This is a genomic window from Hyphomonas oceanitis SCH89 (assembly GCF_000685295.1).
Taxonomy (GTDB): Bacteria; Pseudomonadota; Alphaproteobacteria; order Caulobacterales; family Hyphomonadaceae; genus Hyphomonas; species Hyphomonas oceanitis.
This window is the reverse complement of the sequence record NZ_ARYL01000006.1, coordinates 104,097-128,110: the sequence shown is the minus strand read 5'-3', so window position 1 is coordinate 128,110 and position 24,014 is coordinate 104,097. Positions and strand designations below refer to the sequence as shown.

At 61.2% G+C, this 24,014-nt stretch carries 23 protein-coding genes; 7 read left to right on the top strand and 16 right to left on the bottom strand.

The window, feature by feature from the left end:
* Positions 1-113: 113 nt before the first annotated feature.
* The 5 genes from HOC_RS06080 to HOC_RS06060 all read right to left on the bottom strand — a co-directional run bounded on the left by HOC_RS06080 (position 114) and on the right by HOC_RS06060 (position 6,563).
* Positions 114-542, bottom strand: a complete 429-nt coding sequence (locus tag HOC_RS06080) for a hypothetical protein (RefSeq protein ID WP_035536710.1) — start codon at positions 540-542, stop codon at positions 114-116.
* Between the two features lie 5 nt (positions 543-547).
* Positions 548-2,062, bottom strand: a complete 1,515-nt coding sequence (locus HOC_RS06075) for a phosphomannomutase/phosphoglucomutase (RefSeq protein ID WP_035536749.1) — start codon at positions 2,060-2,062, stop codon at positions 548-550.
* Positions 2,063-2,170: 108 nt separating this feature from the next.
* Positions 2,171-2,884: a type 1 glutamine amidotransferase gene (locus HOC_RS06070; protein ID WP_035536708.1), complete on the bottom strand. Its 714-nt coding sequence runs from the start codon at positions 2,882-2,884 to the stop codon at positions 2,171-2,173.
* Between the two features lie 6 nt (positions 2,885-2,890).
* Positions 2,891-4,744 carry an ABC transporter ATP-binding protein gene (locus HOC_RS06065; protein ID WP_035536705.1) on the bottom strand — a complete coding sequence of 618 codons (1,854 nt, stop codon included), beginning with the start codon at positions 4,742-4,744 and terminating at the stop codon, positions 2,891-2,893.
* Between the two features lie 61 nt (positions 4,745-4,805).
* Complete coding sequence (locus HOC_RS06060; protein WP_241766915.1) at positions 4,806-6,563, bottom strand: DUF885 domain-containing protein; 1,758 nt, start codon at positions 6,561-6,563, stop codon at positions 4,806-4,808.
* A gap of 92 nt (positions 6,564-6,655) precedes the next feature.
* On the opposite strand from HOC_RS06060, the gene sdhC reads away from it, so the two are divergent.
* The 6 genes from sdhC (at position 6,656) to HOC_RS06030 (ending at position 12,105) form a co-directional block, all read left to right on the top strand.
* Positions 6,656-7,054 (top strand): succinate dehydrogenase, cytochrome b556 subunit, encoded by a 399-nt coding sequence (sdhC, locus tag HOC_RS06055; protein ID WP_034736495.1) that lies wholly within the window; start codon positions 6,656-6,658, stop codon positions 7,052-7,054.
* A 14-nt stretch (positions 7,055-7,068) separates the two neighbouring features.
* Positions 7,069-7,464, top strand: coding sequence for a succinate dehydrogenase, hydrophobic membrane anchor protein (sdhD, locus tag HOC_RS06050; protein WP_051614677.1), 396 nt, complete (start codon positions 7,069-7,071; stop codon positions 7,462-7,464).
* Between the two features lie 23 nt (positions 7,465-7,487).
* Complete coding sequence (sdhA, locus tag HOC_RS06045; RefSeq protein WP_034736877.1) at positions 7,488-9,275, top strand: succinate dehydrogenase flavoprotein subunit; 1,788 nt, start codon at positions 7,488-7,490, stop codon at positions 9,273-9,275.
* A gap of 67 nt (positions 9,276-9,342) precedes the next feature.
* A complete protein-coding gene (locus HOC_RS06040) occupies positions 9,343-10,140 on the top strand; it encodes a methyltransferase domain-containing protein (RefSeq protein ID WP_084146157.1) in 798 nt (265 codons plus the stop codon).
* Positions 10,141-10,164: 24 nt separating this feature from the next.
* Positions 10,165-11,181 carry a glycosyltransferase family 4 protein gene (locus tag HOC_RS06035; RefSeq protein WP_035536704.1) on the top strand — a complete coding sequence of 339 codons (1,017 nt, stop codon included), beginning with the start codon at positions 10,165-10,167 and terminating at the stop codon, positions 11,179-11,181.
* Between the two features lie 141 nt (positions 11,182-11,322).
* The gene (locus HOC_RS06030; protein WP_034736498.1) at positions 11,323-12,105 is read left to right on the top strand and encodes a succinate dehydrogenase iron-sulfur subunit; all 783 of its coding nucleotides are present in this window, start codon (positions 11,323-11,325) and stop codon (positions 12,103-12,105) included.
* Between the two features lie 21 nt (positions 12,106-12,126).
* On the opposite strand, the gene HOC_RS06025 is transcribed toward HOC_RS06030, so the two are convergent.
* From HOC_RS06025 to HOC_RS06005, 5 genes are all read right to left on the bottom strand, one after another.
* Positions 12,127-13,131, bottom strand: coding sequence for an alpha/beta fold hydrolase (locus HOC_RS06025; protein WP_051624570.1), 1,005 nt, complete (start codon positions 13,129-13,131; stop codon positions 12,127-12,129).
* A gap of 66 nt (positions 13,132-13,197) precedes the next feature.
* Positions 13,198-13,950: a HesA/MoeB/ThiF family protein gene (locus HOC_RS06020; protein WP_035536703.1), complete on the bottom strand. Its 753-nt coding sequence runs from the start codon at positions 13,948-13,950 to the stop codon at positions 13,198-13,200.
* A complete protein-coding gene (locus tag HOC_RS06015; protein ID WP_035536702.1) occupies positions 13,947-14,540 on the bottom strand; it encodes a nicotinate-nucleotide adenylyltransferase in 594 nt (197 codons plus the stop codon). The genes HOC_RS06020 and HOC_RS06015 overlap by 4 nt, the downstream gene beginning before the upstream one ends.
* Positions 14,537-15,823, bottom strand: coding sequence for a glutamate-5-semialdehyde dehydrogenase (locus HOC_RS06010; protein WP_035536700.1), 1,287 nt, complete (start codon positions 15,821-15,823; stop codon positions 14,537-14,539). Before HOC_RS06010 ends, HOC_RS06015 begins: the two co-directional genes overlap by 4 nt.
* 60 nt (positions 15,824-15,883) lie before the next feature.
* Positions 15,884-16,471, bottom strand: coding sequence for a DUF998 domain-containing protein (locus HOC_RS06005; RefSeq protein WP_156950395.1), 588 nt, complete (start codon positions 16,469-16,471; stop codon positions 15,884-15,886).
* Between the two features lie 220 nt (positions 16,472-16,691).
* On the opposite strand from HOC_RS06005, the gene HOC_RS06000 reads away from it, so the two are divergent.
* The gene (locus HOC_RS06000) at positions 16,692-18,260 is read left to right on the top strand and encodes a long-chain-fatty-acid--CoA ligase (RefSeq protein ID WP_035536696.1); all 1,569 of its coding nucleotides are present in this window, start codon (positions 16,692-16,694) and stop codon (positions 18,258-18,260) included.
* A gap of 72 nt (positions 18,261-18,332) precedes the next feature.
* On the opposite strand, the gene HOC_RS05995 is transcribed toward HOC_RS06000, so the two are convergent.
* From HOC_RS05995 to HOC_RS05970, 6 genes are all read right to left on the bottom strand, one after another.
* Positions 18,333-18,866 (bottom strand): CarD family transcriptional regulator, encoded by a 534-nt coding sequence (locus HOC_RS05995; protein WP_035536694.1) that lies wholly within the window; start codon positions 18,864-18,866, stop codon positions 18,333-18,335.
* Between the two features lie 247 nt (positions 18,867-19,113).
* Positions 19,114-19,455 (bottom strand): ferredoxin FdxA, encoded by a 342-nt coding sequence (gene fdxA / locus HOC_RS05990; protein WP_034736510.1) that lies wholly within the window; start codon positions 19,453-19,455, stop codon positions 19,114-19,116.
* 97 nt (positions 19,456-19,552) lie between these two features.
* Positions 19,553-19,999: a tellurite resistance TerB family protein gene (locus HOC_RS05985; protein WP_035536692.1), complete on the bottom strand. Its 447-nt coding sequence runs from the start codon at positions 19,997-19,999 to the stop codon at positions 19,553-19,555.
* A complete protein-coding gene (locus tag HOC_RS05980) occupies positions 19,996-20,283 on the bottom strand; it encodes an RNA-binding S4 domain-containing protein (protein WP_035536691.1) in 288 nt (95 codons plus the stop codon). The genes HOC_RS05985 and HOC_RS05980 overlap by 4 nt, the downstream gene beginning before the upstream one ends.
* Complete coding sequence (locus tag HOC_RS05975; RefSeq protein ID WP_035536690.1) at positions 20,280-22,991, bottom strand: helicase-related protein; 2,712 nt, start codon at positions 22,989-22,991, stop codon at positions 20,280-20,282. Before HOC_RS05975 ends, HOC_RS05980 begins: the two co-directional genes overlap by 4 nt.
* A gap of 85 nt (positions 22,992-23,076) precedes the next feature.
* The gene (locus HOC_RS05970) at positions 23,077-23,802 is read right to left on the bottom strand and encodes a hypothetical protein (protein WP_035536689.1); all 726 of its coding nucleotides are present in this window, start codon (positions 23,800-23,802) and stop codon (positions 23,077-23,079) included.
* Positions 23,803-24,014: the final 212 nt, after the last annotated feature.

Sequence of the window (24,014 nt, the reverse complement as noted above, 5' to 3'; positions counted from 1 at the left end):
AGCCTGTACCGATCATCGCAACGCGCATGGAATCATCCTTTTCGAAAGCCCGCCCGGTTTGCGCAGGGGCGTGCGATTTTTGGGCCGTCAGGTCAAGAGCCTGTACCCGTTCGTCAGCCTGTATAGGTTATTGAGGCGGATACTTGGCGAGCCGCCTCAAGGTCCGTGTCGGAATCAAAATACGCCGCCACCATCATCTGGCCGGCCTCGCCATGGACATAAGAGTAGAGGCCGTTGACGATCGCGCCATCCGCTCTTGTTTCCGCAAGACGATAGGTGAGACGGCCGACGCCATCCTGCTGGCTTTCGTCCCTATCTGTTGCCTCCGGCGAGGCATTGCCGCGATCGCGCGCCAGACGTTGCTCAATCGTCATTCCGTCTTCGGCGCCATAGGCCGTCAGCCAGATCGTCAGGCCGGGCCGCCAGAAGCAGAGTCCTGCCTCTTCTTCGCGGCGATTGAACTCACCCGGCAGGGTGATGGCCCAGCGGCCGGTCACCTGCTGGCGACCGGAAACGGCGGCATAGTTCGGATTCAGGCCCATGACCGTCAGATTTCCTGATTGTAGGCGCCGACTTCCTTATGCTTGCCGAGGCGCGGTTTGATTTCCTTGTGGAAGAGATCGCGCATGTCGTCCTCGCTGGACATGGATTCGACTACGACAACGAGTTCCGGCTTGTTGGAGGAAGCCCGGATCAGGACCCAGCTGCCATCTTCCAGCGTCACGCGGGCACCGTTCACCGTGTTCACGTCGACCACTTTGCGGCCGAGGATTTCAGTGCCGTTCAGCGCCTCGTATTCGGCGACCATCTTGTCGACCACGTCATACTTCACTTCGTCTCCGCAATGCGGCGACATGGTGAGGGACGTGAAGGCCACGCCAAGCTCGTCGCGCAGGTCGGCCATGGTCTTGCCGGGGTTGCGGTCGAGCATTTCGAGGATCGCCTTGGCAGCCGTCAGGGCGCAGTCATAGCCAAGCCCGATGGGCGGACGGAAGAAGAAGTGGCCGGACTTCTCGAAGCCTGCGAGGGCGCCCAGCTCGTTCGTGCGGCGCTTGATGTAGGAGTGGCCGGTTTTGTAATAGTCGACCGTGGCGCCGTTTTCCTTGAGGATCGGGTCAGTCTTGTAGAGGCCGGTCGATTTCACATCGACGACAAAGGTCGCGTTCTTGTAGTTTTTCGACAGGTCGCGGGCCAGCATCAGGCCGATCTTGTCGGCGTAAATTTCCTCGCCCGTATTGTCGACAACGCCGCAGCGGTCGCCGTCACCATCAAAGCCGAGCACGACATCGGCGCCGAGTTCCTTCACGGCTTTCGACATTTCGTGCAGCATTTCGGCGTCTTCAGGGTTTGGGTTGTACTTCGGGAATGTGTTGTCGAGATTGCAGTCCATCTCGATGACTTCGGCGCCCATCGCGCGCAGGGCGTCCGGCGCGAAGGCGCCAGCCGTGCCGTTGCCGCAGGCTGCGATCACCTTGATCGGGCGCGACAGCTTTACACCGTCGGCGACAGAGGCAATGTATTTCTCGCGCATGCCATCGACGCGGTGATGCCCGCCGCCAGCGCGCGGCTGGAAGTCGCCGGCCATGACGATCTCTTTCAGGCGCCCCATTTCGACCGGACCAAAGGTGAGGGGACGGTCGGCGCCCATTTTCACGCCGGTCCAGCCATTCTCGTTATGGCTTGCGGTGACCATGGCGCAGCAGGCCGCGTCCAGTTCGAACTGGCTCCAGTAGACCATCGGCGAGAGCGCGAGGCCAACGTCCAGCACTTCGCAGCCGCCCTGGACGAGGCCGAGGATGAGGGCGTTCTTGATGGGCTGGCTGATCGAGCGGAAATCGTGGCCCGTGACCACTTTCGGCGTGACGCCCATTTCGTGAAACAGCGTCGCCATGCCGAGGCCGAGGGCCTGAACGCCCGTAAAGTTGAGTTCCGGCGCTTTTTCATGGCCGATGCCGTTGAACCACCAGCGCGCATCATACTCGCGGAAGCCTGTCGGCTTCACCATGGGCAGGATTTCGAATTCGAGCGTGTTGGCTTCGATATGGGCGAGGGGCTTCGGCATCATGGCGGGCAATCTCCGGGTTTCAGCATGTGTTCAACACAAGTCTGTTGCTGCTGGCAACCGGATGCAGGTTTCGCGCCAATGGGGATCGGTTAACCCTTCGATCCTCTAGCGCTGCAGCGCCTTGAGAAAGCCGGTGATCCAGCTGCCCAGAACGTCATTGTCGTTCGGGGTCGCCAGAGAGCTGACGGCAGCCTCTGCCGCAGCACCGAGGCGCTCCTTGCGTGCTGTATAGAGCGCTGCAGAATAGGTATCGTCGAACTCGGGATGGCACTGGAAACTGAGCGCTGGCGCCTGCGCATAATGGAGGCCCGCATGGGGCGTGAAATCCGACCGCGCGATGACTTCGGCGCCGGGCGGCAAGGTTACCACCTGATCCTGGTGGCTGACCGCGACGGATATGGTTTTGGGACAATTTTTTGCGACAAGGCCGGGACACGCCTCGACGTCATATGTGTGGCGGCCGACGCCCCAGCCCTTGGGGGACTTGATGACCTTTCCGCCAAGGGCTTCGGCGATGGCCTGATGGCCGAAGCAGATGCCGACCTGAGGCACTTCTGCTGTGGCTGCTGCACGAATGAAATCCATCAGCGGCGCCATCCAGGGCTCGTCATCATAGACGCCGGCGGGTGAACCGGTGATCAGGATGGCTTCAAGGCGTGCGGGATTCGGCAGGCTTTCGCCCTTGATGACAGACACGGTTTCAAACGAAATCGAGGGATCGGATGCCCGAATAAGTGCCCGAAACATGCCCGGATAATCTACGAATGATGCCCGGATAGGCTCCGGAACGAGCCCGGTTTCGATAATCGTCAGTTTCACGCCGCCCTACTCCGCCTGCATTTCGACCGCTTCGGGCTCGACAAGAAAGCCGCCCGACTGGCGCGCCCAGAGGTCGGCATAGAGGCCACCGGCCTGAACGAGTTCCTCATGCGTGCCCTCTTCCACGATGCGACCCTGGTCGAGGACGATCAGACGGTCCATCGCGGCGATGGTCGACAGGCGGTGGGCAATCGCGATGACGGTCTTGCCTTCCATCAGGTCGAACAGTTTGTCCTGGATGACGGCCTCGACCTCGGAATCGAGGGCGGAGGTTGCCTCGTCGAGAATCAGGACAGGTGCGTCCTTCAGGAAGATGCGCGCAATGGCGATGCGCTGGCGCTGGCCGCCCGACAATTTCACGCCGCGCTCACCGACATGGGCATCAAGGCCAACATGGCCCTTTGCGTCTTCGAGCGAGGCAATGAAATCGAGCGCAGCGGCCTTGCCTGCCGCCGTATTGATCTCGGCATCGCTGGCATCCGGCTGGCCATAGGCAATGTTCTCGCGGATGGAGCGGTGAAGGAGGGACGTGTCCTGCGTCACGACACCGATCTGCGCGCGCAGGGAATCTTGCGTGACATGGGCGATATCCTGCCCGTCGAGCAGGATGCGGCCGCTTTCGGCATCATAGAAACGCAAGAGAAGATTGGTCAGTGTGGTCTTGCCGGCACCCGAGCGCCCGACAAGGCCGATCTTTTCACCGGGACGGATGGAGAGGGACATGTTCTCGATGACGCCGGCGCCCTTGCCATAGTGGAAGGTCACGTTCTCGAAAGCGATGGCGCCAGCGCCGCGCGGCAGGACCTGCGCATCCGGTGTGTCGGCCACGATGACCGGCTTTTCCAGCATGGCCTTGCCATCATAGACGACACCGACATTCTCGAAGAGGCCTGCGACTTCCCACATGATCCATTGCGACATGGACTTGATGCGCAGGGCCAGGCCGATGGCAGCGGCCACGGCGCCCGCGCCGACAAGCTGGCCCTGCCAGAGCAGGATGCCCCCGCCGGCGATCAGGAAAACGAGCAGCGAATTGTTGAGATAGACGATGACGTTAAAGCCGGTGACATAGCGCATCTGCTTGTAAACAGTCTGCAGGAAGCCATCCATGCTTTCACGCGCATAGTCTTCCTCGCGGCCCGCATGGGCGAACAGCTTCACCGTCTGGATGTTGGTATAGGAATCAACGATGCGCCCGGTCATGACAGAGCGCGCATCGGCCTGCTTCTCGGAAATCTTGCCGAGGCGGGGGATGAACCAGCGCAGGACGAAGCCATAGACCACGGCCCAGAGAATGAGCGGCAGCGTCAGGCGCGGATCAGCCGACGCGACAAGCGTGAGCGCCGACAGGAAATAGACGATCACGAAGACGAAGACGTCGAGCACCTTCATCACCGTCTCGCGCACGGACAGGGATGTCTGCATGACCTTGGTGGCCACGCGGCCGGCAAACTCGTTGCCGAAGAAGTTCATCGATTGGCCGAGCATCTGCTTGTGCATGCGCCAGCGCGCGCTCATCGGCACATTGCTCATCAGGCCCTGATAGACGATCAGGCCCTGCGCCAGCGTCGCCAACGGCAGGACAACAAGAACAACCACAGCCATGAGGGCGAGCTTGCCGCCCTCGCGCTGGAAGAAGCCTTCCCGCTCGGAACTGGCCAGCCAGTCAACAATGCCACCGAGGAAGCCAAACAGCGTCACCTCGCCAATGGCGATGATCGCCGTGAAGACGGACATCAGGATCAGCCACGGCACGGCGTCGCGTACATAATGCAGCATGAACGCCAGGAAGCCCTTTGGAGGAACCTCCAAAGGGGCGTCGGGAAAGGGCTCAATACGGCGTTCAAAGAAGCTAAACATGGCTCGCCCATGTGGCCTCAAGCCGACCTCAGCACAAGCAGTGGGTCTATATTTTGTGGACCTATTCTGCGGGTGCGGAAGGCTCGGCTTCCGGCAACTGGCTGGCGATCCAGGCTTTCACCTGCGCGTCGAGGACATCGAGCGGCACAGCGCCCTGCCCCAGCACGACATCATGGAAAGCCTTGATGTCGAATTGCTCGCCCAGTGCCGCTTCTGCTTCGGCCCGCAGAGCGCGGATTTTCAGCTCGCCCACCTTGTAGGCCACGGCCTGGCCCGGCCAGCCGATATAGCGCGTCACTTCATTGTCGATGTTCAGTTGGGCAAGCGCCGTGTTCTCCTTGAAGCAGGCCTCGGCCTGTTCGCGGGTCCAGTTATACCAGTGCAGGCCCGTATCGGCGACGAGCCGGCAGGCCCGCCACATTTCCATGGAGAGACCACCGAAGCGCTCATAGGGCGTCTCATACATGCCCGCTTCGCCTGCGAGATGTTCAGCATAAAGCCCCCAGCCTTCGCCAAACGCAGTCGCGTAATAGTCCTGACGGAATTTTGGCTGGTCGGTCATTTCACGGCTGAGCGCGATTTGCAGGTGATGGCCCGGCACCGCCTCATGCGCGGTAAGGGCGGGCAGTTCATAGAGCGGACGCTGTTCCAACGCGTAAGTATTGACCCAATAGATGCCGTGACGGCCTTCCTTTGGATCGCCCTCGACATAACGGCCCGATGTATAGCCGGGCGCGATGGCCAGCGGCACAGGCTCGACGTCATAGGGCAGGACCGGCAGACGCCCGAAATAATCCGGCAGCATGGCATCCATGCGGGCGGCCACGGCCTTTGCCTTGGCCATCAGGTCATCGGCCGAGGTGGCATAGAATTGCGGATCGGAGCGCAGGAAGGCAAGGAAGTCGGCAAAGCTGCCCTCAAAACCGATCTCGGCGATGATATCTTCCATTTCCGACCGGATGCGCGCGACTTCGCGCTCGCCCAGCTCATGAATCTCGACGGGCGTGTAGCCTGCGCCGGCCGTGTGGTGTTCGACAGCGGCGGCGTACACTTCCTGCCCGCCCGGAAGGCTGGCGAGGCCCGGCGCAGGGCGCGCCTGCGGGGCATATTCGGTCAGGATGAAGCGCAGCGTGTCCTTGTAGGCGGTGACCGCGTGGGAGACGGCCTCCAGCCCTTCGGCGCGCAGGCGCTCAGCGGTTTCGGCGTCCATGTCTTCGGGAAGCGTTTCAAACGGCTTGTAGAGATCGCTGTCGGCGGGATCGGTAACGATCTGCTCGCGGATCTGGTCCGTCATCGTGTTCAGCGGATCCTTGTGGGCGGTCCAGCCGGTAGCGATGCCGCGTCGCATATTATCAATGTTCTCACCGAAATAGCGGGACACATCATTGAGGCGCGCGATCCAGGCCTCGGCATCCTCGGCGGATTCGAGCTTTGTCTGCATGGCGGTGAAGATGGGTTCGGCCTGAAAGCCCCAGTCGCCGGTGAACGGGATGCGGGCTGCGTCATATCTTGCGTCGTCGATATCGAGTTGCAGGAGACGATTCAGAATCGCCTTGTCCACCGTGCGGGTGGTTTCAGCGGCAGCGATCTCTGCCTGAAGGGCAGACGCCCGCCTGGCCTGCGCGTCGACCGTTTCGGGGCGCACGTCGCGCCATTGACGCGCAATCGTGCCGTCATCCTCGGCCGCCTGGTCCGGGTTGACGTCGCGGACATAGGCCTCATAGGCGCTGACGAGCCCCTCCATCGGGTCGGGCGTGGGGTCAGCAGCCGCCAGAAGCGGCATGATCAGGAGGCCAAGACCCAGAATAAACGGTTTCAATTTGTCGCTCCCGCATGCCTTCACGTTGACAGGATCATAGAGGCGCCTAGAACGCGAAGCCAAGCGTTTCATTACAGGTGAGGTAAGCTTTCATGTCAGGCACCAAGCAGGCCGATTCCCGCCCCCTGTCGCCCCATCTGGGAATCTGGCGCTACCACGCCACCATGTTTGCCTCGATCACGCACCGGTTTACCGGCATGGCGATGTATTTCGGCACGTTCCTGATCGCCGCATGGCTGGTCGCCCTGGCCAGCGGCCCTGACGCCTTCGCCGTGTTCGAGCCGATCATCAGCTCGATCCCGGGCCAGGTCATCCTGTTCCTCTGGACGGTGGCTGTCCTGTTCCACCTCGCCAATGGCATCCGCTACCTTTTCTGGGACGGCCCGCATATCGGCTTCGACCCGAAGACCGCCAGCGCCGTTTCCGTTTTCAACTATGTTTTTGCCGTTCTTGCGTCGGTGGCCATCTGGGCCGTCGTGCTGCTGGCATAAGGGGTCTTTAGAAGATGGCGAACAATCAGTTCATCACGCCTGCCAAGGCGGCACGCGGCCTCGGTTCGGCCAAGTCCGGCACCAGCGACCATATCCGCCAGCGCGTCACCGCGATTGCGATGGTCTTTCTCGTGCCCTGGTTTCTCTACTCGGTCATTCACGCCTCGGGCGCGGGGTATGATGGCGCTGTCGAATGGGCCGGCAAGCCATGGAACGCGATCCTGCTGATCCTCACGGCCGGCGCGGCGTTCTATCACATGCGTATCGGTATGCAGATCGTCATCGAGGACTATATCGGTAAGACAGGCACCCGTTCGGCGCTGCTGATCCTGAACAGTTTCGCGTGTATCGCGCTGTTCGCGACCGTCGCCCTCTCGGTGCTCAAACTCTGGATTGGCGCGGACGCCTGATGGCGGCTGCGGGAGAAACCACGATGACTGACTACACATTCGTTGATCACACATATGACGTCGTTGTCGTTGGCGCCGGTGGCTCCGGCCTGCGCGCCGCGCTCGGTGCGGCCCAGGCCGGCCTGCGCACGGCCTGTATCACCAAAGTGTTCCCGACGCGCTCGCACACGGTTGCTGCACAGGGCGGCATTGCTGCCTCGCTCGGCAATATGGGTGAGGATAACTGGCGCTGGCACATGTACGATACCGTCAAGGGCTCCGACTGGCTCGGCGACCAGGACGCGATCGAATACCTGACGCGCAACGCGCCTGCTGCCGTTTACGAACTCGAGCACTGGGGCATGCCCTTCTCGCGGACCGACGAAGGCAAGATCTACCAGCGCGCCTTTGGCGGCATGACACGCGACTTCGGCCAGGGCCCTGTCCAGCGCACGTGCGCCGCGGCTGACCGGACCGGCCACGCCATGCTGCACACGCTGTACGGCCAGTGCGTGAAAGAAGAGACAGAGTTCTTCATCGAATATTTCGCGCTCGACCTCATCATGGATGACGAAGGCGTCTGCCGCGGTGTGACAGCCTGGAAACTCGATGATGGTACGCTGCACCGCTTCCGCGCGCAGAAGACCATCCTGGCAACCGGCGGCTATGGCCGCGCCTTCTTCTCGTGCACATCGGCCCACACCTGCACAGGCGACGGCAATGCCATGGTGCTGCGCGCCGGCCTGCCGCTGCAGGACATGGAATTCGTGCAATTCCACCCGACCGGCATTTATGGTTCGGGCTGCCTGATTACCGAAGGCTCACGCGGCGAAGGCGGTTACCTGACCAACTCTGAAGGCGAGCGCTTCATGGAGCGCTATGCGCCCTCAGCGAAAGATCTTGCGTCGCGCGATGTTGTCTCCCGCGCGATGACGATGGAAATTCGCGAAGGCCGCGGCGTTGGCCCGGAAAAGGACCATATCCACCTTCACCTCGAACACCTTGGCGCCGCCGTTCTGGCTGAGCGCCTGCCGGGCATTTCGGAAACCGCGAAAATCTTCGCCGGTGTCGACGTGACCAAGGAGCCGATCCCGGTCCTGCCGACGGTTCACTACAATATGGGCGGCATCCCGACCAATTACCACGGCGAAGTGCTGACCAAGAAGAACGGCGACCCGGATTCGGTTGTGCCGGGCCTCATGGCCGTTGGCGAAGCGGCCTGCGTGTCGGTGCACGGCGCCAACCGGCTCGGCTCCAACTCGCTGATCGACCTTGTCGTCTTCGGCCGCGCGGCAGGCCTGCGCTGCGGCGAGACGACAGAAGCCGGCGCGACGCAGCCGGAACTGCCCAAGGGCGCCACCGACAGCCACCTCGCCCGCTTTGACAGGATGCGTAACGCGAGCGGCGACCAGCCGGTCGCCAAGCTGCGCCTCGAGATGCAGAAGGCGATGCAGAATGACTGCGCCGTGTTCCGCACCGGCGACGTGTTGCGCAGCGGCGTGGAAGCCATTGATGGCGTCTACAAGAAACTGCCGGGCATCGACGTTAAAGATCGCGGCATGGTCTGGAACACGGACCTGATCGAAGCGCTGGAGTTCGACAACCTGATCGCCCAGGCCTCCGTCACCGTGAACTCTGCGGCGAACCGCGAGGAAAGCCGCGGCGCCCATGCGCGCGAAGACTTCGCTGACCGCAACGACGAAAAGTGGATGAAGCACACACTTGCCTGGGTCGATGACGCCGGGAAGGTGACGATCGATTATCGTGGTGTGCACGACTACACGATGTCGAACGAGATCGCGTATATCGAGCCGAAAGCACGGGTTTACTAAAAGTTGAAAAAAAACCGTTGACTAATATCGGCCAATTGCTCAATGGCGCTATACACAGCGAGTGAGCATGATGAAGTCTTTGGTTGAACTGGCAAACGACTTCGGAAGCGACAAGGGCACGCTGACAGGCGACGCCCACACCTACGCGTATATATATGATCTGCTCTTCACGCCGCTGCGCCGCCAGTCAGTGACATTCTGTGAAATCGGCCTTCAGCGCGGCGGCCCCGAGCATAAAAATCCGAACTCGCGGGCGACCACAGACGTGCCATCGGTAAGGATGTGGGATTCCTATTTCCCGGATGTCCAGATTTATGGTCTCGATATTTCTGATTTCTCGGCCTTTGAGAAAGAGAATTTCCGTTTCCACCAGGTTGACTGTGGCGATGCCGAACAGCTGGAGCGGGTTGCTGACCAGTTACCCGAGATGGACGTCATTCTCGATGATGCGTCTCATGCCAGCTACCACCAGCAACTCACACTGACCAAGCTGTTCCGCAAGCTGAAACCGGGCGGCATCTACATCATTGAAGACGTCAACTGGCAGCCTGAGCATATGGAAGAGGCACTGCCCAACGTTGTGAAGACGGCTGAATTGTTCAAACGTGATACCGCCCCTTCACAGGCCTTGAGCGCCGAGGTCTGGGCGATGCGCGACCAGTTCCAAAGCCTGTCTCTGATATCCAATGCGAGCCTTGAGGCTCATCGGCGCTATTACAACGCAACCGTGCTGAACACGGTGAGCAAGCGCGACGCAGCGCGTGATGCATTCGGCAAGATGGTGGAGCGCAACGCGAGGGGAATTTTCCGCGGTGAAAGCCCCAACCGGGATTACGAAAAACTTATCATTTTTCGCAAGGCCTGATCTGAACCTTTGGGGGCAAAGCCTATGCGTATACTTCATGTAAGCGGCTCCTCGACGCTGTCCGGGGCCAATCGGTATGCTTTCGATATCGCCGGTGGACAGGCGGACCTTGGGCACGAGGCTTTCGTGGCTATGCCGAAACTGCCGGGCGTCGCATTTGACTTCGCGCCAGCCTGTGTGGAACCGAGGCCATTCGGAAACCCGAGAGCCTTTGCATTCTTCCGCGAGATTTGGCGGCTGAAGCCAGATATCGTTCACTGTCATGGTGCAGCGGCAGCCCGCTGGATGAGATACTATCCGGGACGCCCGCCTGTTCTGGCATCCATGCACATCCGCTATAAGCCCGCCGCAATGTCACATCTTGATGGCCTGCATGCCCTGGCCGACTGGCAGCTGCCGGGCGCCGCTTCCTTTCGGGGCCTTGTGAAGAAGGTCAACAACTGGACGCCCTCCATCAAGCCGCCAGAGCCTGACAGAATTAAAGCCGCGAGAGAAAAGGCAGGAGCGGGCCAAGACGATTTTCTCGTTGGATTTGTCGGCCGACTTGATCCCGTAAAGGGCGTTGGGACACTGCTAAGTGCGATTTCGCGGATCAATGCGCCATCCCTGAAACTCGCCATTGTCGGCGACGGCATGGACCGGCAAGCTCTCGAACAGGCCGCAAGCGGCGATACACGCATTTCATTTATGGGTTACACGAAAAGCCCGGAAGATTGGTACGGCGCCCTGGACCTGCTTGTGATGCCCTCGCGCAATGAACCTTTTGCCCTTGTCGCGCTTGAGGCCATGTCGCTTGATACCCCGATCCTCGCCTCGGATATCGAAGGTTTCCAGGAGATTTTCCGTGATGATTCCGACTGCCGCTTTCCGATAGGTGACGCTGACGCGCTGGCACGGGCAATCACGGAACAAATGCATCGCAAGATCCACGGTCAGATCAGCCGGCGCAGCTATGACATGACACGTTTCGAACGGCGCGCAGGCATCGCCGCCGTCACGGCATTCTATGATGATGTAATTGCAGCGAAAAAGGCCGGTTGACCTTAACACCGCCAAGGTGGCCAAGCGTGCCAGATAAGTATATCCGCTTGTGCGCGGGTGAGTCGCACTCTTGAGGTCTTTAAGACTGGTGTTGACGTGTCTTAATAGGATAAAGTGCATTAAAAGCGGGTTGGAATATTCATGGTCGAACTGACACTTCCGAAGAACTCCAAAGTCGGCAAGGGCAAGACCTGGCCGAAGCCGCAGGGCGCGACAAACCTGCGCCAGTTCAAGATCTATCGTTACAGCCCGGAAGAGGCCGGCAATCCGCGCTGGGACCTCTATTGGGTCGACATGGACAAGGCCGGGACGATGATCCTGGACGTCCTGCTCTACATCAAGAACAATATCGACCCGACGCTCGCCTTTCGCCGGTCCTGCCGCGAAGGCGTGTGCGGCTCGTGCGCCATGAATATTGCCGGCAACAACACGATTGCCTGTACCAAGGGCTTTGACGAGCTGCCCGGCGGCGTGATCTCGATCTCTCCCCTGCCCCACCTTCCTGTGGTCAAGGACCTGATCCCGGACCTGACCAATTTCTACGCCCAGCACGCCTATGTGCAGCCCTTCCTGAAGACCGTCACACCGGCGCCCGAAAAGGAATGGAAGCAGTCAGAGACCGACCGCGAAGAGCTGAACGGCCTCTATGAGTGCATCCTGTGCGCCTGCTGTTCGACGTCGTGCCCGTCCTACTGGTGGAATGGCGACAAGTATCTCGGCCCTGCCGCACTGCTGCAGGCCTATCGCTGGCTGATCGACAGCCGCGACGAAGCCACGGGCGAGCGCCTTGATGACCTTGAAGATCCGTTCAAGCTTTATCGCTGCCACACGATCATGAACTGCGCGCAGGTCTGCCCGAAGGGGCTGAACCCGGCGAAAGCCATCGCCAAGATCAAGCACATGATGGTTGAGCGCGTTTCCTGATTTGGAGCGGCGCCCGCGTCGTTATTCCGCAGGCAGCGGCTCAGGCAGCGCTTCATCTGACACGGTATAAACCTGCGTCGACAGGAAATTCCTGAGGTCGTCTACCGACTGGGCAGCCGCTTCTTCCTGCGGCAAGTGCCCGACGTCGGGATAGAGCTTCAGCTCTGATACGGCGATCGCCGCATGGAACTTCTCGGCATGCGCGGCCGGCACGAGATTATCTTTCTCCCCCTGCATTATGAGCGTCGGCACATTGATGGCGGCCAGCTTTTCGTCGCTCGCATCTGAGCGGTCGTCGCGGCCAGTCATCAGGTTAAGGATGGCTTCACGGTGGCAGGGGGCGCGGCTGAGCGCGCCGTAACGTTCGACCATGGCATCCGTGACCAGAGCCGGATCAGCAAAGCTGTCTTCAAGGCCGCTGCGGATCAGGCCCGTCATGTCGATATCCTTCATGACGCGCCGCGCGAGCGGATTGGCGAGCAGCTTGAAAACGAGCGGTGAGGATTCGGCTTCATCGCCTGTTTTTGGCCAACCGGAGGCATCCACCAGCACAAGGCCATCAAGGCGCTCCGGATGCGCCAGCGCATAGGACCAGGCGGTATGGCCGCCCATGGAATTGCCGACAAGCGTGAACTGGTCAACATTCAGATTGTGCGTGACCTGATCGATAACATCAACGAATTGCGGGATACCCGTCGCCGACACATCAAGGCAGCGTGACAGGCCGTGCCCGGGCAGGTCAATCGTCAGAACACGGTAGTCCTTGCTCAGATTCTTGACCCACGGCTCCCATGTGTGCAGCGAAGCAGAAAAGCCGTGCACAAGAACGAGAACCGGCGCGTCACGCGGGCCGACATCGCGATAGTGGATGCGGCTATCCTCGCCCATCGGCATGAAGCGGCTGGCCTTGCTGGCATACATGGATTCCAGGCGGTCATAGCCGATATCGTCCCGCTTCATGACGAACCATCCCGCGCCCAGAATGATGGCAAGTGTTACGACAATCGCAATCAGGCCTCGAAACATATTGTGCGTCCTTTCCGGATTCTATTTTCCCTCTGGCAAGCACTAAGGGAGAGTGCGGCCCCACTGTCAATCGGCGTGTATACTGGCGCAGGTGCTGCAGCTCGTGTCCGCTTTCAGTTTAACTGTTCGCTGCGTTCCGGCCAGCCCGTCCATAAGCAGGATGCGCCCGATCAAAGGCGCCCCAGCGCCGGTTATCAGCTTGACGGTTTCCAGCGCCATGGCTGCGCCGACCATGCCAGTCATGGCGCCAACCACACCGACTTCATCGCAGGCTTCGGCGTCAGGTGGCGTCTCCGGCACCCAGCAGCGGTAGCAGGGCGCGCCCGGTTGCAGGCCGGATGCGAAGACGCTGACCTGCCCGGACCAGCCCGCAGCGGCGCCCTGCACGAGTGCGCGGCCCGATGCGTGGGCAGCGGCGTTGAGCGCATAGCGGGTGGGGAAATTGTCGGACGCGTCGATCAGGATATCGCCAGCGAGCGGATGGCTTTCGCTCCACCGGTGGCGATGCCAGGAGACCTGCGTATCCGGATGCGCAGCCTGCAAACTGGTGGCAAGCGTTTCAGCCTTGGGCTGGCCAACATCGCCTTCGCCGAACTGGATCTGGCGCTGGAGGTTTGAACGGTCGACGACATCATCGTCCCATATCTCGAGCCGGCCGATACCTGCTGCGGCGAGATAGAGTGCGCATGGGCCGCCCAGCGCCCCTGCCCCGACCATCGATACTGTCGCGCCGCGCAGTTTCTGCACGCCGGGTCCGCCAATTTCCTTGAGCAGGATATGCCGTTTATGGCGCTCGATATCCACGGGCTGGGACGTCATGATTTTGCGGCCCGTAGAGCGGTGGATGAGGCCGGATCGAGCGGGGCGGTCAAGTAGGTCCATGCGGGCGGCGTGGCCATGGGTAGTGTGCGCGCGGCTGAGGCCGGGATACGGCTGCTGGCAAACCGGCGCGCGAAAGGTGAGTTGCGCGCACCGGTGCCAACGCCCGGGCGCGCGATCACGGCAATCGGCAAAGTGCTGGCGATGCCCTGCCAGTCTTGCCAGAGGTGGAAGCCGACCATGTTATCTGCCCCCATGAGCCAGACGAAATGCGCCTGGGGTGCCCGGTTCACGATGGCGGCCAGCGTGTCGGACGTATAGGTCAGGCCGAGCTGCGCCTCGATGTCGGTCACGATCATGCGCGGGTTGGTGGCAAGCGTGCGTGCCGAGGTAAGGCGAGCGTCGAAATCGCCATGCGAGGTCTTCAGCGGATTGCCGCGCGCGACGATCCACCAGACCCAGTCCAGGCCGAGGCGCCGCATCGCCGTTTCGGCAACGTGCAGATGGCCGGAATGGGCCGGATTGAAGCTTCCGCCAAACAGGCCAATGCGCAGGCCGTCAACTGGTCCCGGAAGCTTCAGGTGATTCAAGGACGGGTCTGCCCTGTGCCCCTCACGACATATTTGTAGATCGTGAGTTGCTCGGCGCCCACAGGGCCCCGCGCATGGATGCGGCCAGTGGCGATGCCGATCTCTGCACCGAAACCGAACTCGCCGCCATCGGCGAACTGGGTCGAGGCATTGTGCAGCACGATGGCGCTGTCGACCGTCGCGAGGAAGCGGTCAGCCACGGCCTGATCCTCGGTGATGATCGCATCGGTGTGGCCGGACGACCAGCGCTCGATATGGGCGAGGGCGCCGTCAATGCCGTCGACGACAGACACAGCGAGGATAGGCGCGAGATATTCGGTGGCCCAGTCTTCTTCGGTGGCCGTCTTCATGCTCGGCACAATGGCGCGGGCCTTGGCGTCGCCGCGCAGTTCGCAGCCGGCATCAGTCAGCGCAGCGGCGATCTTTGGCAACAGCGTGTCGGCAACCTTGGCATCAACAAGCAAGGTCTCCAGCGAGCCGCAGACGCCCGTGCGACGCAGCTTGGCGTTGACGACGATATCGACCGCCTTCTGCGGATCAGCAGCGGCATCGACATAGGTATGGCAGAGGCCTTCAAGATGGCCGATGACCGGCACACGGGCATCCATCTGGACGCGCTCGACAAGGCTGCGCCCGCCGCGCGGGACGATCACGTCGATCTGGCCGTCGAGGCCGGAGAGCATGTGGCCAACAGCTTCGCGGTCTGTCGTGCCGACGAGCTGGATCGCGTCTTCGGGCAGGCCTTCCTTTTTCAGCGCGGCGCGCATGGCATCGACCAGCGCATGCGACGAGCGCGTGCTTTCCGAGCCGCAGCGCAGGATGGCCGCGTTGCCGGAGCGTAGGCATAGCGTGCCCGCATCCGCCGTCACATTCGGGCGGCTTTCATAGATGATGCCGATAACGCCGAGCGGCACGGCGACGCGGGCAAAGTCGAGCCCGTTGGGCTGCTGCCAGCGCGCGAGTTCGCGGCCGATGGGATCAGGCAAAGCGGCAATCGCTTCAACGCCGGAAACGATGCCGTCGACACGCTTCTCATCGAGTGCGAGGCGGTCGAGCATGGCAGCATCGAGACCCTTCTTGCGGGCCGCTTCCATGTCTTTCACGTTGGCTTCAAGGATGGTCGGTGCGGCGGCGCGGATCGCTTCCGCGATGGCCTTCAGGCCACGTGTGCGGTCGTCAGCGCTGAGACGGCCAAGCGCACGCGATGCACTGCGGGCACGTGTGCCCATGTCCATCATGGTTTCAGTCAGGGCGGAGTCGGGAACGGGAGATTGAACAGTCATGGGCCCTAGGTGCCGTAAACACAGGCAAACGGCAAGCCCCGCAGCCGACATCGACAGCGGTCAGGCGGGCACAGCAGACCGCCTCGACACGTCCAGAAGGCGCCCGCTGATACAGATGACAGCCATCAGCCACAACAGCACAATGAGCCGCTGTATAAGGCCCTGATAGGCATGCAGGGAACCGTCTTCAGGCACAGCGTAAAGTATCAGTGTGATCGATAGCGCCGCCGTGACCAACCCTGCAGACAGGACCTTCAAGGCAGCCTTTCGGAATACGGCTGAACGGAAAAAGGCCAGGGAACACAAGATCAGCCCTGCAGGCTGGACCAGAAACGCGATCATCGCCCCGGCCGCATGACCGGGCGTTATGGCATAGTCGCTCGAAATGCGCTGCGAAGGGAAAAGACCAGACAAGATGACGCCCACTGCGGCGACGGCCAGAAGAACGGGGCCCGCCCGTGATCCGAAGCCCTTCAGAGGCGTCATGCAAAGACCTAGCGCAAATACAAACATCGCCGCTCCGGTAACGGCAGTGCTGACGACCTGGATCCAGCCATTCGAATAGGACCCGAGCGCCCCGATCAATTCACTGACCTGACTATATTCCGGATGCATCATGCTTTGCCCGACCAGAATGATCGTGAACATGACAGCTGAGAAGATCCCGGCCCTCGCCGCCAGTTTCTCATCTATCAGAGTGTGACCTTGCCTGTCCGCAGCCAAGCCGGACCCCCTCACCTTTCTTTGCGCGCTTCTCAGCGCTGCGCTCCCCCCGACACAGTCCTGCCTATTATATATAATCACTAGCTGACTCTTCTCCTGAAACCCTTAAGTTCATTCCTGAAACAAAAGATTACCGGAGGAAACCATGATCGACGTAGAGGCGATGCCATTCATTGCAGACATCCCGCGCGTGCAGGCGACACGCGTACCAGACAATATTGCCTACTGGTTTGAGAATGCGTCAACGACCTTCGCCGAACTGGAAACGCGGACCAATCAGGTGGCCAATGGCCTGATCAGCCTGGGCGTTGAGCCGGGAGACAGGGTCGCCTACCTGGCAAAGAACACGGACGTCTATTACGAGATGCTCTTCGGCTGCGCCAAGGCGCGCGCCGTTATGACCGGCGTCAACACGCGGCTCGCCGCCCCTGAAATCCAGTTCATCCTGTCTGACGCGGCTGCAAAGGTCTTGTTCGTCGGCAAGGATTTCTACGCCATTATCGACCAGATCCGCGATCAGCTGCCGGACCTTCAGCGCATCATCACCATCAATGGCGACCGTGAGGACTGGGATTATTACCCGAGTTGGCGCAACGCCAAGCCAGATAGCGCGCCAGACCGCGCCCCGCTTGCCGATGATGACGTGATCCAGCTCTACACGTCCGGCACGACCGGGCGCCCGAAAGGCGTCCAGCTGACCAATGAGAATTATCGGGTCCTGCTGGAGCAGGCCCAGACGCTCGACTGGGCGGCCTATGGCGCTGGTGAGGCCGTGATGAACGCCATGCCCCTGTTCCACGTTGCGGGCGTCAATGTCGGGATACTGACGGCGGCGCAGGGCGCGAAAGCCGTCGTCCTGCGCGATATTGACCCGACCGTGATCCTGAAGCTCGTTGAGGAACACAAGATTGCCTATGCCTTCTGGGTACCTGCGGTCATCCTGATGCTGACCCAGCATCCCGAGATCAGGAATACGGACTTCTCGTCAATGAAGGTCGTCTCCTATGGCGCCTCGCCGATTGCCGAGAGCCTGCTGCTGGAAGCCAAGGAGATCATGGGCGTCAAGTTTACCCAGCTCTATGGCCTGACAGAGACCGTAGGGGCAGGCACCTATCTGCCGCCTGAAGCGCACGACCCTGCCTGGGGCAAACTGCGCAGCTGCGGCGTGCCATGGCCGGGCGCTGTCGTGCGCTGCGTTGATGGAGAGGGCAATTCCGTGCCGACCGGCGAGGTGGGAGAGATCGTGATCAAGGCGCGCTTCGTGATGAAGGGCTACTGGAACCGGGCCGATGCCACGGAAGATGCGATCCGCAATGGATTCTTCCACACGGGCGATGCCGGCTATTTCGACGAGGATGGCTTCCTCTACATCCATGACCGCGTGAAGGACATGATCGTTTCGGGCGGCGAGAACGTCTATCCGGCCGAAGTGGAGAACGCGATCTTCGGGCATCCGGGCGTGGCCGACGTTGCCGTGATCGGCGTGCCGGACGAGAAATGGGGCGAAAGCGTCAAGGCGATCATCGTGCCGAAGCCCGGCGAGGCGCCCACGGCGGAAGACATCATCGCGTGGGCCAAGGAGCGCATTGCCAGCTACAAGTGCCCGAAAACCGTGGACATCGCTAGCGAGCTGCCCCGCAACCCATCCGGCAAGATCCTGCGCAAGGACCTGCGCGAACCCTATTGGGCCGGACGCGATCGGCGCATCGGCTAGGGAAGGATGCAAGACAAAGAAAAACCCCGCACCATCTGGTGCGGGGTTTTTCATTGCTTCAGGTCGGAAAGATCAGGCGGCTGCAGCCACTTTCTTCTTGGCGGCGAGGCCCTTGGCCAGTTTTTCCATGGCGGTTGCCTTGTCGATGCTTTCGACGGCAGCCAGTTCACGGGCCATCCGGTCCAGCGCGCTTTCGTACAGCTGGCGCTCGGAATAGGACTGCTCGGGCTGGTCGTCACCGCGGTGAAGGTCGCGCACGACTTCCGCGATCGAGATCAGGTCGCCGGAATTGATCTTGGCTTCGTATTCCTGGGCGCGGCGCGACCACATGGTGCGCTTGACGCGGGCACGACCGCCAAGGGTTTTCATGGCATCATCAACCAGTTTGGAGCCGGCCAGGGCGCGCATGCCGGAGGCTTCGGCGCGATTGGTTGGCACGCGCAGGATCATCTTGTCCTGATCGAAGGCAACCACGTAAACTTCAAGTTCCATGCCGGCGACGGTTTGTTTTTCGACGCTGGTAATCTTTCCTACACCATGCGCAGGATATACGACGCTCTGACCGACTTCGAATGCAAGTGCTGCGGTGTCTGCTTTTTTAGCCATGAAGTATCGCCCTTTTCTACGCATTCAGAGCCAAACAAGCTTTGCCCAGTCCGTTGTTTACGGTCTGAGGTTAGACTTTTCAGCTCTGGTTCAATTATTGCTCAAGTCGTAAGACTATCACAATCGTGCAAGTTTTACAACAGGGTACGGCATAGTGCCCGGGCAGGTCCGGCCAATAAAATCAAGAACTTCGTTAACCTTTGGGCCTGTCTGCAGTCATTGCAGCAGCGCGGGCGGCAGGACGGGATCAGTCACCCTCGCCCGGTGCGGGGTTGAAATATTTTTCCAGCTTACCGGTTTCCTGCGCAAATTTTTCGCGATCTGCTGGCGGCTCTTTCATGCGGGTAATGTTGGGCCAGGTCTTGGCAAAGTCGCTGTTGAGCTTCAGCCACTTGCCGTCCGGATCGTCTTCCGTGTCGGGCTTGATCGCCTCGACGGGGCATTCCGGCTCGCATACGCCGCAATCGATGCACTCGTCCGGGTGGATGACGAGCATGTTTTCGCCTTCGTAGAAGCAGTCCACCGGGCAGACTTCCACACAATCCATGTATTTGCAGCGGATGCAGGCATCGACGACGATATAGGTCATGAGCGGGAGGGCCTCTTGAACAGGTGTGCAGCGGGCGAAATGGCCTTAGCATGCCCCTCTGTCAATGAGACAAGCTGGCCTGAGTGTTTAGCGAAGGTCAGGCTGCGCCATCTGTGCGCGCTTCTGCGCGTTGGCGGGCGCCGGCGCGGGAGACGTCGTCGACATAGAGGAGCGAGGCGACCTGGCGGATATAGGCCTCTTCGATGGGGCTTTTTTCGCCATCGGACAGCGCGACACGGTAAAGCCCTTCGATGATCGAGACGCGTTCGGCCATGGCGAGCTTCTTCACGTGCCTAGTAAACTGATAAGAATCAACGGCTTCTTCGGCCAGAGCTTCCCCTTCTGCCAGGACGGCATCGGCCTTGTCGGCGTCAAAACCGAAGGCTTCGAGCAGGATTTCGGCGATCATGTCGCTCTCGATATTGACGTAAACACCGTCAATGAGGGCGGCTTCGACCATGAGGGCGGCGGCGGCGACCTGTGGGTCCATGGCCTTGAGGGCGGGTGTCTTGGGGGCGAACATACGCCTTAGAGCCTTGATCATAAATCATTTTCCACAAGTTTGTAGAGCGCCTGCGCCTCTTCTGCCGGACCGCGTCTTTCGCCGAGGGCCAGGATTTCGATGGTTTTTATATGCTCCCCCCGGCCGAAAGTGACAACATCACCGACTGACATGGCAAGGCCCGGCTTGTCGGAACGACGTGTCTGACCCCCACGGGAGATGCGGATACCTTTGCGCTTCACATGATCGGTGGCGAGCCCACGGGTCTTGAAGAAGCGCGCGCGCCAGAGCCAGATATCGAGTCTGACACTGGCGGTCTCGTTCACTGGAAAGGCGTGTAGGCAAAAGCAGGAGACGCAGCAGGCTTTGCGCCCTTCGGCTTGCGTTTCCGCTTGGCCTTGTCCCGTGCTGGGGGGGTAGGCGGCAGCAGCGCAGCGAGGGCCGCAAAGGGACTGTCAGGGTCCATCTTGCGTTCAGGAGGGGCACTTCGCGGACCGTTCCGGGGACTTCCCGGACCATTCCGTGACCGCTCATTGCCCTTTGGCCGTCCGCCGGGCGCCCCCTGGCGGCCCTGAGGGCGTTCGCCGCGTGGTTTTGGAGCAGGCCTATCGTCCGGACGGGCGCGGGCAGCATAGCGCCAGAGGAGGACCGCTTCGGTCTCCTTATCCTTTTCGGCGGGCGCGAGGCCGAAGCCTTTCAGCACGGCGGGCCAGTCATCGGACGGGCAGGAAACGACGGAGGCAAGATCAATCGGGATGGCGAAAGCGTTCTTGTCGGCCTCCTTACGGCGCTTGGCGATTTCCCAGCCGAGACGTTCGGCGAGGTCTGCGCGCACGGCGCGGCGACCGAAGCGGAGATAGCCATTGGCGGCGAGTGCTTCTTCCGGCCATGTGCCATCGAGCGGGAAGGAACCGGCGCCTTCGGGGGCGAGCGGGAAAGGCGAGCCAGCCTGCACGGCGCGCAGAATGGCGATGAGGCGCTGGGCGGCAGGCTTCTGGGCATCCGGCGCATGGGCAGCGACGCGGCCGGCGCGCAGGCCGAGGGCCTTGAGGGCTTCGCGCTGTTCCCCGGTGAGGCGGGCGGAGGGATCGTCCTGGCGCAGGTCCACCGAGGCGCCGCTTTCGAGGATGCGGAAGGCGAGGCCGCGCGCGAGGCCTTCGAGCGCGTCGCCGGCCTTCTCGTGGCGCAGCTTCCAGTGCGTCGGCAGGACGCGGGACATTTCATGCTTCAGCCAGTCAGAGGCGCGCATCAGGGCGGCAGCGCGCTCGCCGGGCTCAACCTCGGAGGCGCCGATCAGTTCGACGCCGGGGCTCATCCAGTCGCCGCCCTTGGTAAGGCGGGCAATGGGGTGGCCACCGAATTCGATATTGCCTTCATCGTTCAGGCTGAACGCGCCGACGGGCGCACCGGCAATCTGGCCGAGGCGTTCGACCAGCATCGGGCGGATGGCCGCGAGGGCCGCGCCGCGAACGGCCTTGCCTTCCAGCGTGCGGGCATCGAGCACGGGCTCGAATGTCAGGCCCTTGAGGCGGCCGACGAGGTGGCCTTCTACGGTCACGTCGCCATCCGGCGTCAGGTCAGTCACGAGGGCATCTTCCTTCTTAAGGCTGGCCAAGAGGGCCGTCGTTCGTCGATCCACAAACCGTGCGGTCAGGGCTGTGTGTAGCGCATCAGACAGGGTGTCTTCAATCTCGCGCGTTCTATCCTGCCATCTGGCTGGGTTTTCCAGCCAGTCAGGCCGGTGCGCCGCATAGGTCCAAGTGCGGATATTGGCAAGCTGTTGCTGCAATTTTGCGATCCCGCCGCTGGTGCCGCTGAGGTCGTCGAGGCGGCGTTCGAGGCCCGCGTCGGAGAGGCGCGCATCAGGATCGGCCAGCGTTTCGGCGAGGCCGAGCACGAGGCGGGCGTGGCCTTCAGGGCCGGCTTTCCTAAAGTCAGGAAGCCGGGCGAGATCCCACAGGCGGCGCACGCGTGCCTGGCCGGAGACGTTGGGGCCGATGGCGCCATCTTCGGCCATACGGCGCAGCACCCATTCATCGAGCGCGTTCGGATTGTGGATCAGGACCGGATTGCCGGAGGGCCGCTCAAGGCTGCGGATGAGGGATTTCAGCGAGGCATAGTCGAGCGCGGAATTGCGCCACTGGATATGGTCGACCGGATCGAAGCGGTGTTGCTCAATCCGCTTCCATGTCTCTTCCTCGAAGGGCGGGCAGTCGCCTGTCTCGCCGAATTCGCCATCGGTGCGGAAGCGCCCTGCCCGGCCTGCGATCTGGCCACACTCGGCAGCGGTCAGCGCGCGGTGGCGGCGGCCGTCAAACTTGGTGCGCGAGGCAAAGACGACGCGGTCGACATCGAGGTTCAGGCCCATGCCGATGGCGTCGGTGGCGACGATGTAATCGACCTCGCCGGACTGGTACATGGCGACCTGCGCATTGCGCGTGCGCGGGCTGAGCGCGCCCATGACCACGGCGGCGCCACCCTTCTGCCGACGGAGCAATTCGGCAATGGCGTAAACCTCCTCGGCGCTGAAGGCGACAATGGCCGTGCGCTTGGGCAGCTTGGTGATCTTGGTCTTGCCTGTGTAGGTGAGTTCCGAGAAACGCTCGCGCGCCTCGGACTCGACGCCGAGGTTCAGCGTGCGCAGCAGGCCGCGCATCGTGTCTGCGCCGAGCAGCAGGGTTTCCGACTGGCCCCGCATGTGGAGGATGCGATCCGTGAAGACATGGCCGCGGTCTTCGTCTTCGGCGAGCTGGATTTCGTCGATGGCGACAAAGTCTGCGCGCGTGTCGGTGGGCATGGATTCCACGGTGCAGATGAAATAGCGCGCGTTCGGCGGGACGATGCGTTCTTCGCCCGTGATGAGGGCGACATGGGCCGCACCCTTGCGCTCGACAACGCGGTCATAGACCTCGCGCGCAAGCAGGCGCAGCGGCAGGCCAATCATGCCCGTGCCGTGGCCCAGCATGCGCTCGATGGCGTAATGCGTCTTGCCGGTATTGGTGGGCCCGAGAATGGCCTTGAGGGAGGAACTCATGGCGCGAGGTGGTGCGGGGGATGCGGGGAGGAGTCAAGCGGGGGAGAAAGTGGACCTGTTATTGACAGTTACCGACGGGGTCCGCTCAATCAGAAAAAAGTGATTCAAATGAGCGAATTATACTCTCAGTGAGCCCGATCATCTCTTCAAGTGAGGGAATGACCTCGCAATTGCCAGCCGGACCGGCTTCCGGAAAGATAAGGCGCATCTTAGGTTTTGTCGCTTCGACGTGCGTGATTACTGCACGGCCATCAATAACTGCGGCCTTGACTTCAGGCGTAGTGATATTTCCCCCCGCTGGTATCAGTGCTCGATGCTTGTCTTGAATGTCCAAGTCGTGAAGCGCTCGGAGAACCGAATTGCCTTCTGGATAGGGTCGCAGTTTCCTCAGCAACTCGATCGCTTCATCGGATGCTCGATTGAAGTGCTTGTCGACGATCATTCTCTCGAAATGGTGCGCACTACTTCCGAAGGGAAAATGAACTCCTTTATCATTTCCGCCACTGAGACGAACTACTAGGCTAGCTAGAATATCGAGACTCGCGCGACAGTTATGAACAGTATCGCCGATTACAGCTCCATACTCGGGGCCCGGCAATTGAACGACAACATCCAATTTTGCTCTGTCGGCCGAGGTAGCCGGGCGAAATTCGAACGCGTACCAGTCGGTGCAGAAATGATCTTCTTCGAGGACGCGCAAGCGGTTCAGGTGTCGCCTAGCCTGCTTGGTCTTCAGTCGCGGCTCATCAAAAGGAACGCGCACTGGGCCGACACCAGCCATCGTGAGTTCGATATCTGCTGAGTACTCCATGCCGTAGTCCCGTTCGGAATTGACTCAGAATGAGTCTGATAGACAAGGATTGTAGACACTTCTTAGGTCGATTGAAGCCTTCCCTCTCCATCACCCTCCCTGTCTCAACGGCATTAAGCCCTACCAAATAAAGCCGCCCCTGCCTGCGCAGGGGACACGGGAATTTGGGTTGGCGGGGTTGGCAGACCCCCACCCCTGCAAGGGGGAGGTTA